This is a genomic window from Denitrobacterium sp., assembly GCF_056180635.1.
The window spans coordinates 1-14,467 of the sequence record NZ_JAZZJS010000069.1 but is presented as its reverse complement, the minus strand read 5'-3'; the positions used below and the strand labels follow the sequence as shown (position 1 = coordinate 14,467).

The window sequence follows — 14,467 nt, the reverse complement described above, 5'->3', positions numbered from 1 at the left end:
GAATAGCAAGTCCGCATCGTATTCGATGCGGACTTTTTTGTACCCGAAAGTGAATGGCCTCTTGTGGCCTCCGCGGGGTTTTCCACATCATATGGCGCGCCATGGAAACAGATTTGAACAGTTGATGGGGATTATCTGCCAGCGTATGTGGAAAACGTGGATAGAAAAGGGTGCAGGGTAAAATAGTTTGCGGAGATGATATAAATGATTAATTTTGCCCTCAACGATGTTGTTTTGTACGGTTCAAATGGCGTCTGCAAGGTCGATGCCATCGAAGAGCGGGAAATGGGTACGTATTACATTCTGCGTCCCGTCCACAAGTCGCATACCAAGCTCATGGTGCCCGCCAATAACGAACGCCTTCTGAATCGCATTCGCGCAATTCCCTCGGCAGCCGATGCAAGGGAATCCATCGAAGCCGCCCGCAATGCCGAGCCCTGTTGGATTTCCGATGCCAACGCCCGCAAGGAACGTGCGAAGGAAATTCTGGAAAACGGAACCGAATATGAACTGCTCATGCTCGCCCGTAGCTTCTACCTTCACAAGAAGAAGGTCCTCGAGGCGGGGAAGAAAGCCACGTCGAGCGACAATGGCATCCTTCGTTCCGCGCAGGAGCGCGTGCGCGACGAGTTTTCGGTTGTTCTGGGCATCGAGCCCGAAGAAGTCGACGAGTACGTTTTCGCCGAAGCCTAAGCCAGAATCGCATATCGGTCTAACGGCCCCGCATCTACTTCCCGGTTAGATGCGGGGCTTACCGTATGGGGCTTTCCGCATGTGGCAGGGCCTGTTTGTGCTAAAGTGGAAGCATCTTAACTCCGAGGTTAGGGGGCATCATGTACCGTTCAATCCTCGTTCCGTTCGATAATTCCGAACACGCTCGCCACGCACTGCAATCCGCTCTCGAGCTGGCCAAGCTCGAACCCGATTCCCGCGTAACGGTGCTCACCGTCGTGGACATGCCCGACTTCAGCGATCCTACGTTCGTCGTGGCTGCGCAGATGGCCGGAATGACGAGCCCCAATGCCGAAACCACGCTGGAAATGCAGCGCGAGTTCTACGAGAAGAAACGCGATGCGCTCATTCGCGCGGTTGCGCCCATTGCGGGCGACGCGGGCAATATCGTGTATCGCACCAGCTCGGGTAAGCCGCAGGACGCCATCGCCGATTTGGCGAACAACGGGGCGTTCGACTTGGTGGTCATGGGCTGCCGTGGCCTGGGTGCCCTTCGGGGCGCGCTGGGTAGCGTAAGCTACGCCGTGCTCCGTTCGGTGGACGTTCCCGTTCTCGTGGTGAAATAGCTGCCATGTCCGAATCTCAATACGACATTATCATCGTGGGCGCTGGGCCCGCGGGTATCTTCTGCGCGCTGTCGCTTCTGGAAGCGCGTCCGAATGCGCGCATCGTCATGGTCGAGAAAGGTTTGCCCATCGAGAAGCGCAGCTGCCCGAAGGAACGCTTTGGCCGCTGCATTGGGTGTCAGCCGTGCCGCATCACCACGGGCTTTTCGGGCGCGGGCGCCTTTTCCGATGGCAAGCTCTCTCTTTCGTGCGAAGTAGGGGGCAAGCTGCCCCAGCTTATCGGGGAAGAGCGTGCGCAGCATGCGATTTCCCTGGTAGACGACATGTATCTCTCCTTCGGCGCCGATGAGCGCGTCGAGGGTCTGGGGGCTACGCGGGAAGTGGCCGATATTCGCCGCCGCGCTATCAAGGCCGGCCTGAAGCTCGTCGATTGCCCCATTCGCCATCTGGGCACGGAACAGGCTCAGCGCCTCTATGGCCGCATTCAGAAGACGCTTCTCGAGGCGGGCGTGGAAATGCGTTTCGAATGCGAGTGCACGCGCCTTCTCATCGAAGACGGCACATGCCAGGGCATATGCGCTTCGTCACAGCACGGCGAGGAGGTGCTGCGCGCTCGCTCCACGGTGGTTGCCACGGGGCGTCGCGGTGCCGATTGGCTCGATAGGATCTGCCGCGAATACGGCATCGCGCATGAGCCCGGTCCCGTCGACATCGGCGTGCGCGTAGAGGTGCGCAACGAGGTCATGGAAACGGTGAACAACGTGCTCTACGAGAGCAAGCTCATCGGGTATCCCAATCCGTTCCGCAACAAGGTGCGCACGTTTTGCCAGAACCCGGGCGGGTTCGTCAGCCAGGAGAATTACGACGGCGGCCTGGCGGTGGTGAATGGGCATTCGTACAAGGAGCGCAAATCGCCCAATACGAACCTCGCCATTCTCTGCTCGATGAACTTTCGCGAGCCGTTCGACCGGCCCATTTCGTACGCGCAGAAGGTGGGCGAGCTCACGAACATGCTTGGTGCGGGGCATATCCTGGTGCAACGCTACGGCGACATTCTCGATGGCAAGCGCACCTGGCCCGAGGAGCTCGTGCGTGCCAACGTGCGCCCCTCGCTGCCCGACGCGCAGGCGGGCGATATCACGAGCGCGATGCCGTATCGCGCCATGACCAACATTCTGAACTTCATGAAGTCCGTCGACGAGGTGGTGCCTGGTTTCGCTGCCGAGGAGACGCTTCTGTACTCGCCGGAGCTGAAGTTCTACAGCAACCGCGTGAAAATGGACGAGTCGTTCACGACGAACGTCGGAGGGCTGCATTGCCTGGGCGATTCGAGCGGATGGACGCGCGGCCTGATGATGGCGAGCGTAATGGGTTATCTCATGGGCAAGGAGCTAGGCGAACGTGTATAGCAATGTGAACTTCGATTTGGGTGGCACGTGCGTGCGCGTTCTCGATCAGACGCGTCTTCCGAACGAGGAAACGTACCTGCATCTTTCTACGCCCGAGGAATGCCACGACGCCATCGCGCGCCTGTGCGTGCGCGGGGCTCCCGCAATCGGCATCTTTGCCGCCTTCGCCTTTGCCCAGATCGCACGCAACGAATCACCCGCGCATGCTGACGACGATGCGTTCGCGCGCCGCATGACGGCCGTTGCCGAGTATCTGGAAAGCAGCAGGCCCACTGCGGTGAACCTTCGATGGGCTCTTGCGCGCATGCGGGGCGTGCTTGCCTCGAGCGCAGGGCAGGGAAGGGAAGACGTCCTTGCCGCGCTGCAGGCCGAGGCCCTTGCCATTCAGGCGGAGGATGCCTCCATGTGCGAGCGTATGGCCGAATACGGCTTGTCGCTCATCGAGGATGGCTGGGGTCTCATCACCCATTGCAATGCCGGCCCCCTTGCAACGAGCTCGTACGGAACGGCGTTGGGTCCGATGCTTCTTGGCGTCGAACGCGGCATGCAATTCCACGTGTTCGCCGACGAAACGCGTCCGCTTCTGCAGGGCGCGCGCCTTACCACGTACGAACTGCATAAGGCGGGCGTCGACGTTACGCTCATCTGCGACAACATGGCGAGCATCGTGATGTCGAAGGGTCTGGTGCAGGCATGTTTCGTGGGGTGCGACCGCGTGGCTGCGAATGGCGATACCGCGAACAAGATTGGAACGAGCGGCCTGGCGATTATCGCCCGCCATTATGACGTGCCGTTTTACGTGATGTGCCCATCTAGCACGATTGACCTCGCGTGTGCTTCGGGTGCCGATATCCCCATCGAGGAGCGTGCGGGCGACGAAATCAAGACGATGTTCTTCAGCCGGCCCGTAGCCCCGAAGGAAGTTCCCTGCTTCAACCCGTCGTTCGACGTCACCGACCATAGCCTCATTACGGCTATCGTCACCGAAAAGGGTATTTGCCGCGCTCCGTTCGAAGAGAGCCTTGCGCGGGTGTTGGAAGGCTAGCGCCATGGATAAGATTCGCTACCTCATGTTTGCCTGCGGCATATGCGGCGCTCTTGCGCTGTTCGCCTTGGGCATCTTGCTCGTTGGGTATCAGGCGTGGGATTTCAAGCACGTGGTTACGCTCGTCGCCTTGGTGCTGGGCGCCGTGGCGTTCGGCATTTTCGCGTATCGCGAATCGAAGCGCGGGAGGTAGGGACTGGCTACCACCATCCGCCTTCGTCGCGTTCGAGCTCAACGAGTTCCACGTCGAGCAGCTTTCCGTTTGCGATGAGCGCGGTCATGCAACTTGCGGGGTTGCCGCCGCGTGGCCTGCTGGTGCTTCCCGGATTGAGGTAGCGTACGTTGCCGATCATCTGGTCGCGGGGGATGTGCGTGTGCCCATGGACGACCACGTCGATGTTGCTGGCGGGGATGCCAATGTCCTCGGGGCGATGGACGATGAAGATGGTCACGCCCTCGACGGTGGTGGTAACGCTGAAGGGCAGGTCGAGCGACCAGTCGTTGTTGCCGCTCACTGCGGTAACGGGGGCGATGGTCTGCAGTTCCCAGAGCACGCTTTCGCGTTCCACGTCGCCCGCGCAGAGTATGCGGCTGCACCCCTGCAGCGCGTCGTGAAGCGACTTCGGTACGTGCCGGTGCAAATCGCTGACTATGCCTATCCTCATGCTCGGGCCTCTTCCCATGCTCTTTTTGCGTCATCGTTCTTACGCGGTATTGTAGCGTGATACCGTAATATCCTCATGAAGGAAGAAAATCCCTATGCGCTGAGCGAAAGGTGGGCACGACGCCATGGCTGAATACATCGAAGGCAAACGACCGGTCATCGAGGCGCTGCGTACGCGCGTGCCCGTGGAGCGCGTGCTTCTGGCCGATAACGCCCAGCGCGATGGCCTGGTGCAGGACATTCTGCGCAAGGCGAAGGCTGCGGGCGTGAAGGTGGACATGGTTCCGCGCGCGCAGCTCGACAAGCGTTCCGAACGTGGCAGCCATCAGGGCGTTATGGCCCAGGCGAAGCCGTTCCCCTATGCCGGCCTTTCCGATATCTTGGCGCATGCGGAAGGCCAGGCGAAGCGCGGAAACGGTTCCGCGCTCATCGTCCTGCTCGACCACATCACCGACGCGGGCAACCTGGGCGCCATCGCCCGTTCCGCCGAAGTGGTGGGCGCTGCTGGCATCATCATCCCGAATAAGCGCTCTGCGCGCGTAACCGCTGCGACGTACAAGAGCTCGGCGGGCGCCATCGCGCATTTGCCCATTGCGCAGGTGGCCAACGTAAAGCAGGCTCTGGAGCGCTGCAAGGAAAACGGCTTCTGGGTTGCCGGTGCGTCCGAAAAGGCCGAACAGACCATCTGGCAGAGCAACATGAAGGGCAAGATCGTGCTCGTCATGGGCAACGAAGCCGAGGGCCTCGCGCGTCTCACGCAGGACAATTGCGATTTCCTTGCGGCGCTTCCTCAGGTGGGGAAGACGGCATCGCTGAACGTTGCGCAGTCCGCCACGGCGATCATGTACGAATGGCTGAGGCAGAATCAGTAGCGTGTTTGCGGCCTTGCTGATGGCGGGGCTAATCGCATGAGGGTGCGTGGGGGCAGAAGTGAAGCATCGCAATAAAATTCTCATCGTGGATGGGTATAACATCCTTCGCAGCGGAAGCCGGTATCGCCATTTGCGCGAAGCGGAGGACTTCACGTACGAGGTTCTCAACCGCGTCCGCGAAGCCCTCATCAACGACGTCATCGCCTATATGGGCCGCGATTACCGCGAGGCGGTCGTGGTGTTCGATGCCGGGCAGAATAGCGAATCGGAAGGGCGCGAGGAGCGCGTGGGCGGCGTGCGCGTGGTGTTTAGTCCTGCGGGCCGCAGTGCCGATTCCGTGATCGAGAAGATTTCCCACGATGCGCGCGAGCGCGGCTGGGAAGTTATGGTCGTCACCAGCGATGCGACCATTCAGGATACCGTGTTCGGCTTGGGCGTCGACCGCATGAGCGCCGACGGTTTCAGCCGCGAGGCCGAGCTGCTCGACGAGGAAACGCGCGAGGAGGCCGGCCCCGCCATTGCCCGCAAGAATACCGTTGCGGGGCGCATCAATGCGGAAACGCTACGCAAGCTCGAGCGACTTCGCGATTCGATGTAGCTGCCCTTCAGCTATTTCCCCTGATTTTCCAGGCTCGATGTGTATCTAATCACTCCGTTGAGCGTGTTTGCGCTGCGTACGATGCCCGTCAGCGATAGCGTGTCGGTGCTGGCCGTCCCGCGCAGGCTCCCATCTTCGTTCAGCCCGCCGAAGCACTCTTGCGGGTTCCACTCGGTTTTGCCCTGCTCGGTCGTTCCCGTGATGCTGTAGCAGTCGCCTCCGTTGATGCTCGTCGTTTCTTCCGCGCTTACGCGTACGACCTTGTATTGGGGTATAACGCCGCGCACTACGACCTCGTAGGAATCGCGCGTGTTCACTTCGCCGACGTTCATGTTCGAGTAGACGATGGACGTGGGGATGATCACCTGGTAGGAGCCGTTCTGGTGCGAGGTGTTGTCGCCATTGTCCGATGCATCGGCGCCCGGGTCTTCCCACGTGCCCTGCGTGGTGTCGTAGGTGATGCGTATGTTGCCAGCGCTTGCCTGTCCGTCGCTCGACCAGCCTCCTCGCTCCGAATCGTACGTTTGGGTGGAAGGGGATTGCGTCGTCGGGGTTTCCGCAAGTGCGTAGGGTGGCAGAACTGCCCCGAGGGCAAGGCCGGTTGCGATGGCCGCCAGGCCCAGAGTGCGGCTCCTTCGTGCAATGCGATTGTTCATATGTGGCTCCTATCTGAGTTGACGCTTCGCTTTAGTAAGCGTCTAGGGTGAATTCGAATGACATGGGGTTGGTTTCCGCATGCGTGACTACGTCGAGCGCGGTAAACGAGAGCTGGGCTGCGTAGTGGCCTTCCGGTACGGGGCGGCAGAGGGAAATCGTTTCCACTTGCTTTCCGGGGGCGATGAAAAGCCCCCAGTTCGTAACGTTGCCTGCCTCATCGCGCTCTATTGGGTTGAAGACGCATTCGTCGTCTTCGAATGACCCGCTTCCGTCGAGGTCGACGTGGATGTGCGGTGCCATGTCCACGCTGTTTCCCCGTGGGTTCGCAAGCGTGATGTGCTGCGTCGTCTGGTTGGCCTGCCATGTCGCGTCGTTTTCGCCGAGCGATTGAAATGTGGTCGACCCTCCGATGGATGCGTGATTGCGTTCCGTCACGCGTTTTCCGTCCGTCTGTCCCGCAAGAGGGTTGGGTGCCCTGATGGGCGTTGCGTCCCATGCGATGACGCCGGCCCATAGAAGCAGCGCGATTCCCAGGAGGATGCACCCTGCCATGCATATGCGTTTTGCCCTCTTGCTCATTGCCTTGCCTTTCTCGGGTGCTTCTGCCATGCGGCCGCTTTCCGTCGCGCTCCAACGGCAATTGCCGTTGCCGCTGTGAGCGCCGCCAATCCCGCCGCAAGCGCGCAGAGCGGTGCGGGTGCGTCATCGCTGGTGGGAGGGGAGGCGCGTGGCGTTTGTGCGGGCTTTGCCGGTTCTTCGGGGATGGGTGCTTCGGGCGGTATGGGCTCGTCTTCGACGTAGATCGTCGTATCCTCCGTCGCCCCTTCCGATTCCGCTATGTGTATGAATCCCTGGTCGTCGACGTTAATGTCGCAGCCCAGAGCCGCGTCCTCGCTGACCTCCCACCCAGGTGGCGCGTGCGTTTCGCGAAGATGGTAGGCTCCGTGGCCGAGCCGCTCGATAGACGCGAAGCCGTTCGCTTCGGTTTCCAGTTCGATGGCATCGCCCTGTTCGCTAAGCGGTTCGAGCAGGAAGTGGGCGCCTCCAAGCGGCTGCCCCGTTTCTGAGCACGTTTTCAGGATACGAAGCGACGTGGGGTTGTCGCTTGTCGTGGCATGGGCGATTGCAAGATCCGCCGTCTGGTCGGCCTGTGCTAGCTCGACGGGATGCTCATCTGGGTCGAGCGCGTAACCTTCGGGTGCCTTCGTTTCGTAGAAAAGATACGAGCCCAAATACAGCTCGTCAGACTCTGCCATCCCTTCCTCATCGCAGGAAAGCTGCGCGACGACATCTCCTTCATGTGCGTGGATGGTGCCGTCGGGCGTGGCTATATCGGCTGCAGCCCGAACATCGTAGCGTGCGCCCGCGACGTTCGCTCCCGTTTCGCTGTCGTTCTTCGTAAGGCGAAGCCTCCCCTTCGCTGGAGCGTTTTCGACGGTGACGATAATCGGGTTGTCCCAGCTTCGCGTCTGGCTATCAACGGTGAAGGGAATGGGGTCGCCTAGGATTGCGTATCCGCAAGGTGCTTCGATCTCGCGAAGCGTGTAGTTGCCGTCGTGCAGCATCATGGGCAGCGTCGCTTCGCCCGATTCGTTTGTCGTCCATCTGCTCATGACGGCATGCTCCGGGTAATGCGTTTCGTGCGTAACGATTTGGCCGCTTTGGTCGTAGAGCTCGAATGTGCAGGGGAGGGGTATCGGCTTGCCGCTTTCCCCGTCGATCTTCTGGATGGTAAGGGGCGATTGGGGGACGCCGTCGGTTACGATTGCGGGCGCGTCGTACTGCTTGTCGGCCGTGATGGCGATGCGCCAGTCGGGGACGGTGGTCATGGTAGCGCCCGCATGTGCTTCGGCGAATGCGTCTCGCACGTCGCTGGGGATGTATTCGTGGATGCGATAGGTGCCATAGGCGAGCGCGCCTGACCAGGTGGGAGGGATGTTCCATCCGTTCGCCGCGGCATTGCGCGTGGATGCGAGGCCGTTTTCGTCTACCGTAATCGTGCAGACTTCCTCTCCGTGTGCCGCGAGCTCTCCTTGCACGCCTGGCTTTGCGACTGCCTGGTCGTTCTCGTTGAATAGTTGAAATTGAACTCCTCGGGCTAGCTCGGCGATGCCCGTTTCCGAGGCCACGTTCTTAACGAGGCGGAAGTCGCCGCGTTGCACGCTATCGGGCTGATCGTAGGGCGCATAGCAATTCACGGCGGAGGAAGTGCTTTGGGCTCCGTTGTCTCTTATGTGCGTGACGCGAGCGGGCGCGCTTTTGCCCGTGCCGTCTTCAAGCGTGTAGCCTGGTGGTGCGGTGCTTTCCTGGATGGAGATGGTTCCCAGGGGAATGACGGGGCGCTTCTGCGCGTCGCGGTAGAGCGCGTCACCCGATTTCAGGTGCTTCTCATCGAAGTGCACCTCGCCGTTTTCGTCGCTTTCGAATGTCCATGTGCGTGTGGCAGTTGCCGGAAGCGCGCCCTCGTCGTAGAAGCCGGCGAAGTAGCGCACGGTGAAGCGAGCCCCTCTCAGAGACGCTTCCCCCTGCGCATTGCTGCCCGCTTGGGCGTCGACCTTCCGCACGAGCAAATCGATGGGGTTGCCCAGTGGCTCGTCGGCTACGATGCCCGCTTGTCCGCCAACGCGCGTGGTGGCGTTCGCCTTCACGGTAACCGAGAACGCTTTCGTGCTCAGGGCGTATCCCGTAGGAGCCTTCGTTTCGCGCACCGTGTACGTTCCGCAGGGAATCTCGGGGGAACGGGCGTATCCATGTGCGTCGGTTACGAGCGTCGCTGCGTTTCTTCCCGAAGCGTCCGTGACCGCGAATTCGGCGCCCTGTAGGGAATAGCATCCGTTTCCGCTGGTGATGGCGTTGTTTGCCGAGCCCTTCTGGAGTTCTATCCTGCCCTTGGGCGCGATGGCGATCTTGTACATGCCCGCGCCCGCCTGGTATTTTCCGCCTCCGAGCGAGCTGCCGCCCGTGGACCCTTTATAGCCAGGGGTAACCAGTCCGATAACGATGTAGTCGTTGGCGACGGCCATGAGGCGCATGCGGATGGGCGTGTCGTCGTTGTAGTTGTTGCCGGCGACGATTTCTCCTGTGGCCACCGCCCCGCGGAATGGGGCCGAAGCATGGCAGCAGAGGAGCGTGACGAGGGGGTAGATGAACGCGTTCGTCTCGTTGTTCCAGTAGAGCGAGCGATTATTCTCGCAGAGCTGAGTGCCGATGCTGTACGCCCATGCGGGTGCGGTTGCATCGTTGTTGCCCTTCCACCCGTTTACGGGCAGCGACGTGCAGAAGCTCATATACTTCCAGCCCGTGGAAACGCCCGCTTCGCCGTCTTTGCCGAATGTATAGCCGCTGTAGAGCGCGGCGTCTACGTCGTCAAGCGTGCTGCCATTCTTGATGGTGTCGTAGAGCTCGTCGTCTTCATTTGCTCCCACGGCCTTGATGCGATACCCATACTGCGTAATCCATTTCGCCGCCCGGTGTTCCGCTGCGTTCAGGTCGCCTTGCTCGTCGATGCGCGTGTAGTTCGTCTGCCCCGTGTAATCCCATAGGTCGCCTGCGCGGTACGCGCCTGCGTCGAAGTCCGTGAGCTTCACGTTCGGAATGCACTGCCAGCCTCCCGAAATGCCCTTTCCATCTCCGCTTGCGCCCCATGCCTTGCCGCATTCGCTGGCTATTCGCACGTCGATCGATGCAATCGACAGGGGGCTGCCGGCAACGCAGAGCGCGCCCGCCGACGGGTCGTAGGAGTAATTGCTCCGCGGCAGGGGCTCGGGCGCGCCATTGATGCGCACTTCCAGGTCGTCGGCGGAGATGAGCGCACGGGTTTCCTCGTTCACGAGAGGGATGCGCACGCTGGTGTCGATGAGGGGCGCGGCAATGGTGCCTTCCGCGAACAGGGCCGTTGCTTCGGACCGGTTGTCTATGCGTACGTCTATGTGCCCGCGCGTAAGGTCGTCTTGCGGGTCGTGCGCGACCACGAGCTGAAGCTGCATCTGCCCCTCGTCGTCCAGCACCGATTTGGGTACGTACGCGATGCCCGTCTCGTAGTCGAACGAGGCGCCTTCCACGATTGTGCCCGTATCGTCGCCATGCGCAAAGGTGGCATCGACGATGGCGTCACCACCGCAAATCGGCGTAGCCGACGCCAGGCACAGGTAGCTGTCGCTTGCATCTGGCGTGCGGTATGCGGGCATGCTGTATACCTGCTGGGCGAGGACGTAGGTAAGCAGGGAGTCGTCGCCCGCATCGAATGCCTCATCGAGCGTGAAGCCATCCCATATGGCGTTCGCATCGACGAGGGTGTATTTCACCAACACGCGCGCGTCGGTCTGCACGAGTTCGCCCTGCGTTCCCGCAAGAAGGCTGGAAATCGGATGAGCCGCTCCTTCGGTAAGGGGCTGGCTGTCGTTTCGGGCGTGCTCTTCCAGAAATTGCCGCATGGGCTCGTGCGCGCATCGCGAGAGCTCGTTCGCGTATGCCTTCGAGCGCAGGTGGGGAAGCGCCCCGGAAGGGAAGCAGAGCGCCATCGACAGAATGGCGGCCAGTATGATGCGTGCGGGAAGGCGAAGCGCCGCGCGTGCGTTCATGCGAGTTCCTTTCACCGTGATTGCTCGTTCGCGATACTCACGGTGCGCGTTCGCTCTAACGCATCGATGCCAGAAAAGTCGCGGCAAAGTCGCACTGGAACAGCACGCGGCATGCGCTATAATGCCCTGCGTGCTCAGAGGCTCGGATGTATTGCATCGAGTCTCTCTTTCCAGAATAATTCCATAGCTTAAAAAAATATTTCTTGACTCTTGACAGCGGGGCAAGTATTCTATTTCGTTGCAACTTTTTGCAAAAAGACGGATTTTCTTTAAGGAGGAAAAGCCCCGTGGCGAAAGCAGAAACAACCGCTCCCACCAGCCTTTATAGGAGCCGCAGAAGCTTCGCGAAGATTCCGTCCGTTATGGACGTGCCCAACCTCATCGCCATTCAGACGGAAAGTTTTGATTGGTTCACGAAAGAGGGCCTCGACGAAGCGTTTAAGGACATTTGCCCCATCGAGAGCAATACCAAAGACATGCGCGTCGAGATTGGCGGGCATAGCTTTGGCGAGCCCAAGTACTCGGTCGACGAGTGCAAGCGCAAGGATGTGAGCTATCAGGCTCCTCTGTTCGCCGAAGTTCGCTTCACGAACCTCGAAACCGGCGAAATCAAGGAACAGGACGTGTTCATGGGCGACTTCCCGCTCATGACCCCGCGCGGTACGTTCATCATCAACGGTACCGAACGCGTCGTCGTTTCCCAGCTGGTCCGCAGCCCTGGTGTCTACTTTGGCGCCGAACGCGACAAGACGAGCAACAAGACCGTGTACAACGCGAAGATCATTCCTTCCCGCGGTGCATGGCTCGAGTTCGAAACCGACAAGCGCGACATCCTTTCCGTGCGCATCGACCGCAAGCGCAAGCAGCCCGCTACGCTGCTCGTTCGCGCTCTCGGCCTTGCCGAAACGCACGAGGAAATCGTCGAGCTGCTCGGCGATTCCGAAATGGTGCTCCGTACCCTCGACCGCGACCCCGCCACCACGCGTGACGAGTCGCTCATCGAGCTGTACAAGCGCTTCCGTCCGGGCGAGCCGCCTACGATCGATTCCGCCCGCACGCTGCTCGACGGTCTGTTCTTCAATCAGCAGCGCTACAACCTCGCACGCGTTGGTCGCTACAAGATCAACAAGAAGCTGGGCTTTGACTCCGATAACGATTCCTCCACGCTCACCAAGGAAGATATCCTCGCGTCCATGCGCTACATCGTGGCGCTGCACGACGGTGAAGAAGGCTATGTCACCGACGATATCGACCACTTCGGCAACCGCCGCATCCGCACGGTGGGCGAGCTGATCCAGAACCAGTTCCGCATCGGCCTCTCCCGTATGGAGCGCGTCGTCCGCGAGCGCATGAGCATGCAGGAGCCCGACGACATCACGCCGCAGAGCCTCATCAACATCCGCCCGATCGTGGCTGCCATCAAGGAGTTCTTCGGTTCCTCGCAGCTGTCTCAGTTCATGGACCAGTCGAACCCCGCCGCAGGCATCACGCACAAGCGCCGTCTGTCGGCTCTGGGCCCGGGCGGTCTGTCCCGCGAGCGCGCAGGCTTCGAAGTCCGCGACGTTCACAACTCTCACTACGGTCGTATGTGCCCCATCGAAACGCCTGAAGGCCCGAACATCGGTCTTATCGGTTCGCTGGCTACCTACGGTCGCGTGAACTCCTACGGCTTCATCGAGTCGCCGTATCGCCGCGTCGAAAACGGCAAGGTAACCGACGACGTCGAGTACCTCACCGCAGACGAGGAAGAGAAGCACACCATCGCGCAGGCCAACGAGCCCTTCGATCCCGAAACGCGCGTGTTCGGCCGCAAGGTCGACGGCAAGTTCGTTCCCTCCACCCGTATCCTCGCCCGTACGCGCAACTCGCGTGGCGAGTTCGGTGACCCGAGCGAAGTCGCTGTCGATATGGTCGACTACATGGACGTATCCCCGCGTCAGATGGTATCTGTCGCTACCTCGCTCATTCCGTTCCTCGAGCACGACGACTGCAACCGCGCCCTCATGGGTTCGAACATGCAGCGTCAGGCCGTGCCCCTGCTCAACCCGCATGCACCGCTCGTTGGTACCGGTATCGAGCACCGTATCGCGGTCGACTCCGGTGAAATTCTGGTCGCCCAGAACCCCGGCGTTGTCGACTACGTCGATGGCGAGGTCATCAACGTCCTCACCGACGACGGCGAATACGACGAGTACCTGGTTCCCAAGTTCCAGCGCTCCAACCAGGGCTACTGCATGAACCACAAGCCCATCGTCCGCAAGGGCGACCGCGTTGCGGCCGGCGACGTACTCGCCGACGGCCCCAGCTGCGATACGGCAGAGCTCGCACTTGGCCAGAACCTCATGATCGCCTACATGCCCTGGGAAGGCTACAACTACGAGGACGCTATCATCATTTCCGAGCGCGTCGTCGCAGAAGACCTGCTCACGAGCATTAACATCAGCGAATACGAAGTCGACGCCCGCGACACCAAGCTCGGGCCCGAGGAAATCACCCGCGAAATCCCCAACATCAGCGAGGATATGACGAGCGACCTCGACGCCGACGGCATCATTCGCATCGGTGCCGAAGTGCACCCCGGCGACGTTCTGGTTGGCAAGGTCACCCCGAAGGGCGAGACCGAGCTCACCGCTGAAGAGCGCCTGCTGCGCGCCATCTTCGGCGAGAAGGCCCGCGAAGTTCGCGACACGAGCCTCAAGGTGCCTCATGGCTCCGGCGGCCGCGTCATCGACATCCAGCGCTTCAGCGCCGAAAACGGCGACGAGCTCGCCCCCGGCGTAAACGAGCAGGTTCGCGTGTTCGTTGCCCAGAAGCGTAAGGTCCAGCAGGGCGACAAGCTGTCTGGTCGTCACGGTAACAAGGGTGTTATCTCCAACGTCCTTCCCGTGGAAGACATGCCGTACCTGGCCGATGGTACCCCCATCGACGTCATGCTCAATCCCCTGGGCGTACCTTCCCGTATGAACGTTGGTCAGCTGCTCGAATGCCACCTCGGCTGGGCTGCCAAGTGGGGTTGGTCCGACGAGGCGAACTCCGACGAGGCCATCGATCACTCCATCTTCGTTTCCACGCCCGTCTTCGACGGCGCTACCGAGGAAGAGATCGCCGACGTCATCCAGAAGGCCAACCGCAATCTCATCAACATCCATCGCAAGAAGTACGGCGATATGGCGCGCGAGGAATTCGTTCCCCAGCTGAACTCGTTCGGCAAGACCACGCTGTACGACGGTCGCACCGGCGAGCCCTTCCGCGAGCCCATCACCGTCGGCTTCCCGTACATCCTGAAACTCGGCCACATGGTCGACGACAAGATTCACGCTCGCTCGACTGGCCCCTACAGCCTC

Annotated in this window: 12 protein-coding genes; 8 read left to right on the top strand and 4 right to left on the bottom strand. The window is 60.8% G+C overall.

Annotation, left to right across the window (positions count from 1 at the left end; translation table 11 throughout):
* Window positions 1-204: 204 nt before the first annotated feature.
* The 5 genes from AC04P6_RS06125 to AC04P6_RS06105 all read left to right on the top strand — a co-directional run bounded on the left by AC04P6_RS06125 (window position 205) and on the right by AC04P6_RS06105 (window position 3,945).
* Window positions 205-693 carry a CarD family transcriptional regulator gene (locus AC04P6_RS06125; protein ID WP_475565735.1) on the top strand — a complete coding sequence of 163 codons (489 nt, stop codon included), beginning with the start codon at window positions 205-207 and terminating at the stop codon, window positions 691-693.
* 140 nt (window positions 694-833) lie between these two features.
* A complete protein-coding gene (locus tag AC04P6_RS06120; protein WP_475565734.1) occupies window positions 834-1,298 on the top strand; it encodes a universal stress protein in 465 nt (154 codons plus the stop codon).
* A gap of 5 nt (window positions 1,299-1,303) precedes the next feature.
* On the top strand, window positions 1,304-2,707 hold the full coding sequence (locus tag AC04P6_RS06115; RefSeq protein WP_475565733.1) for an NAD(P)/FAD-dependent oxidoreductase: 1,404 nt from the start codon (window positions 1,304-1,306) through the stop codon (window positions 2,705-2,707).
* Window positions 2,700-3,752 carry an S-methyl-5-thioribose-1-phosphate isomerase gene (mtnA, locus tag AC04P6_RS06110; protein WP_475565732.1) on the top strand — a complete coding sequence of 351 codons (1,053 nt, stop codon included), beginning with the start codon at window positions 2,700-2,702 and terminating at the stop codon, window positions 3,750-3,752. Before AC04P6_RS06115 ends, mtnA begins: the two co-directional genes overlap by 8 nt.
* Before the next feature lie 4 nt (window positions 3,753-3,756).
* Window positions 3,757-3,945, top strand: coding sequence for a hypothetical protein (locus AC04P6_RS06105; protein WP_475565731.1), 189 nt, complete (start codon window positions 3,757-3,759; stop codon window positions 3,943-3,945).
* Window positions 3,946-3,952: 7 nt separating this feature from the next.
* Here AC04P6_RS06105 and AC04P6_RS06100 read toward each other — a convergent pair whose 3' ends face one another.
* Window positions 3,953-4,417: a metallophosphoesterase family protein gene (locus AC04P6_RS06100; RefSeq protein WP_475565730.1), complete on the bottom strand. Its 465-nt coding sequence runs from the start codon at window positions 4,415-4,417 to the stop codon at window positions 3,953-3,955.
* A 124-nt stretch (window positions 4,418-4,541) separates the two neighbouring features.
* Here AC04P6_RS06100 and rlmB point away from each other — a divergent pair, with 124 nt between their 5' ends.
* Window positions 4,542-5,288 (top strand): 23S rRNA (guanosine(2251)-2'-O)-methyltransferase RlmB, encoded by a 747-nt coding sequence (gene rlmB / locus AC04P6_RS06095; RefSeq protein WP_475565729.1) that lies wholly within the window; start codon window positions 4,542-4,544, stop codon window positions 5,286-5,288.
* 85 nt (window positions 5,289-5,373) lie between these two features.
* A complete protein-coding gene (locus AC04P6_RS06090; RefSeq protein WP_475565728.1) occupies window positions 5,374-5,886 on the top strand; it encodes an NYN domain-containing protein in 513 nt (170 codons plus the stop codon).
* A gap of 11 nt (window positions 5,887-5,897) precedes the next feature.
* On the opposite strand, the gene AC04P6_RS06085 is transcribed toward AC04P6_RS06090, so the two are convergent.
* The 3 genes from AC04P6_RS06085 to AC04P6_RS06075 are packed head-to-tail and all read right to left on the bottom strand — an operon-like array spanning window position 5,898 to window position 11,123.
* On the bottom strand, window positions 5,898-6,542 hold the full coding sequence (locus AC04P6_RS06085; protein WP_475565727.1) for a hypothetical protein: 645 nt from the start codon (window positions 6,540-6,542) through the stop codon (window positions 5,898-5,900).
* Window positions 6,543-6,573: 31 nt separating this feature from the next.
* Window positions 6,574-7,095 carry a hypothetical protein gene (locus AC04P6_RS06080; protein ID WP_475565726.1) on the bottom strand — a complete coding sequence of 174 codons (522 nt, stop codon included), beginning with the start codon at window positions 7,093-7,095 and terminating at the stop codon, window positions 6,574-6,576.
* Between the two features lie 23 nt (window positions 7,096-7,118).
* The gene (locus AC04P6_RS06075) at window positions 7,119-11,123 is read right to left on the bottom strand and encodes an MSCRAMM family protein (RefSeq protein WP_475565725.1); all 4,005 of its coding nucleotides are present in this window, start codon (window positions 11,121-11,123) and stop codon (window positions 7,119-7,121) included.
* Window positions 11,124-11,410: 287 nt separating this feature from the next.
* Here AC04P6_RS06075 and rpoB point away from each other — a divergent pair.
* Window positions 11,411-14,467, top strand: a 3,057-nt coding sequence (rpoB, locus tag AC04P6_RS06070) for a DNA-directed RNA polymerase subunit beta (RefSeq protein WP_475565724.1), incomplete at its 3' end; no start/stop codon positions are given.

Excerpts from the sequence above, each read along its gene's own strand:
- AC04P6_RS06125 (WP_475565735.1), top strand. The coding sequence starts at position 205 with ATGATTAATTTTGCCCTCAACGATGTTGTTTTGTACGGTTCAAATGGC.
- AC04P6_RS06120 (WP_475565734.1), top strand. The coding sequence starts at position 834 with ATGTACCGTTCAATCCTCGTTCCGTTCGATAATTCCGAACACGCTCGC.
- AC04P6_RS06115 (WP_475565733.1), top strand. The coding sequence starts at position 1,304 with ATGTCCGAATCTCAATACGACATTATCATCGTGGGCGCTGGGCCCGCG.
- AC04P6_RS06105 (WP_475565731.1), top strand. The coding sequence starts at position 3,757 with ATGGATAAGATTCGCTACCTCATGTTTGCCTGCGGCATATGCGGCGCT.
- AC04P6_RS06100 (WP_475565730.1), bottom strand. The coding sequence starts at position 4,417 with ATGAGGATAGGCATAGTCAGCGATTTGCACCGGCACGTACCGAAGTCG.
- rlmB (WP_475565729.1), top strand. The coding sequence starts at position 4,542 with ATGGCTGAATACATCGAAGGCAAACGACCGGTCATCGAGGCGCTGCGT.
- AC04P6_RS06085 (WP_475565727.1), bottom strand. The coding sequence starts at position 6,542 with ATGAACAATCGCATTGCACGAAGGAGCCGCACTCTGGGCCTGGCGGCC.
- AC04P6_RS06080 (WP_475565726.1), bottom strand. The coding sequence starts at position 7,095 with ATGGCAGGGTGCATCCTCCTGGGAATCGCGCTGCTTCTATGGGCCGGC.
- AC04P6_RS06075 (WP_475565725.1), bottom strand. The coding sequence starts at position 11,123 with ATGAACGCACGCGCGGCGCTTCGCCTTCCCGCACGCATCATACTGGCC.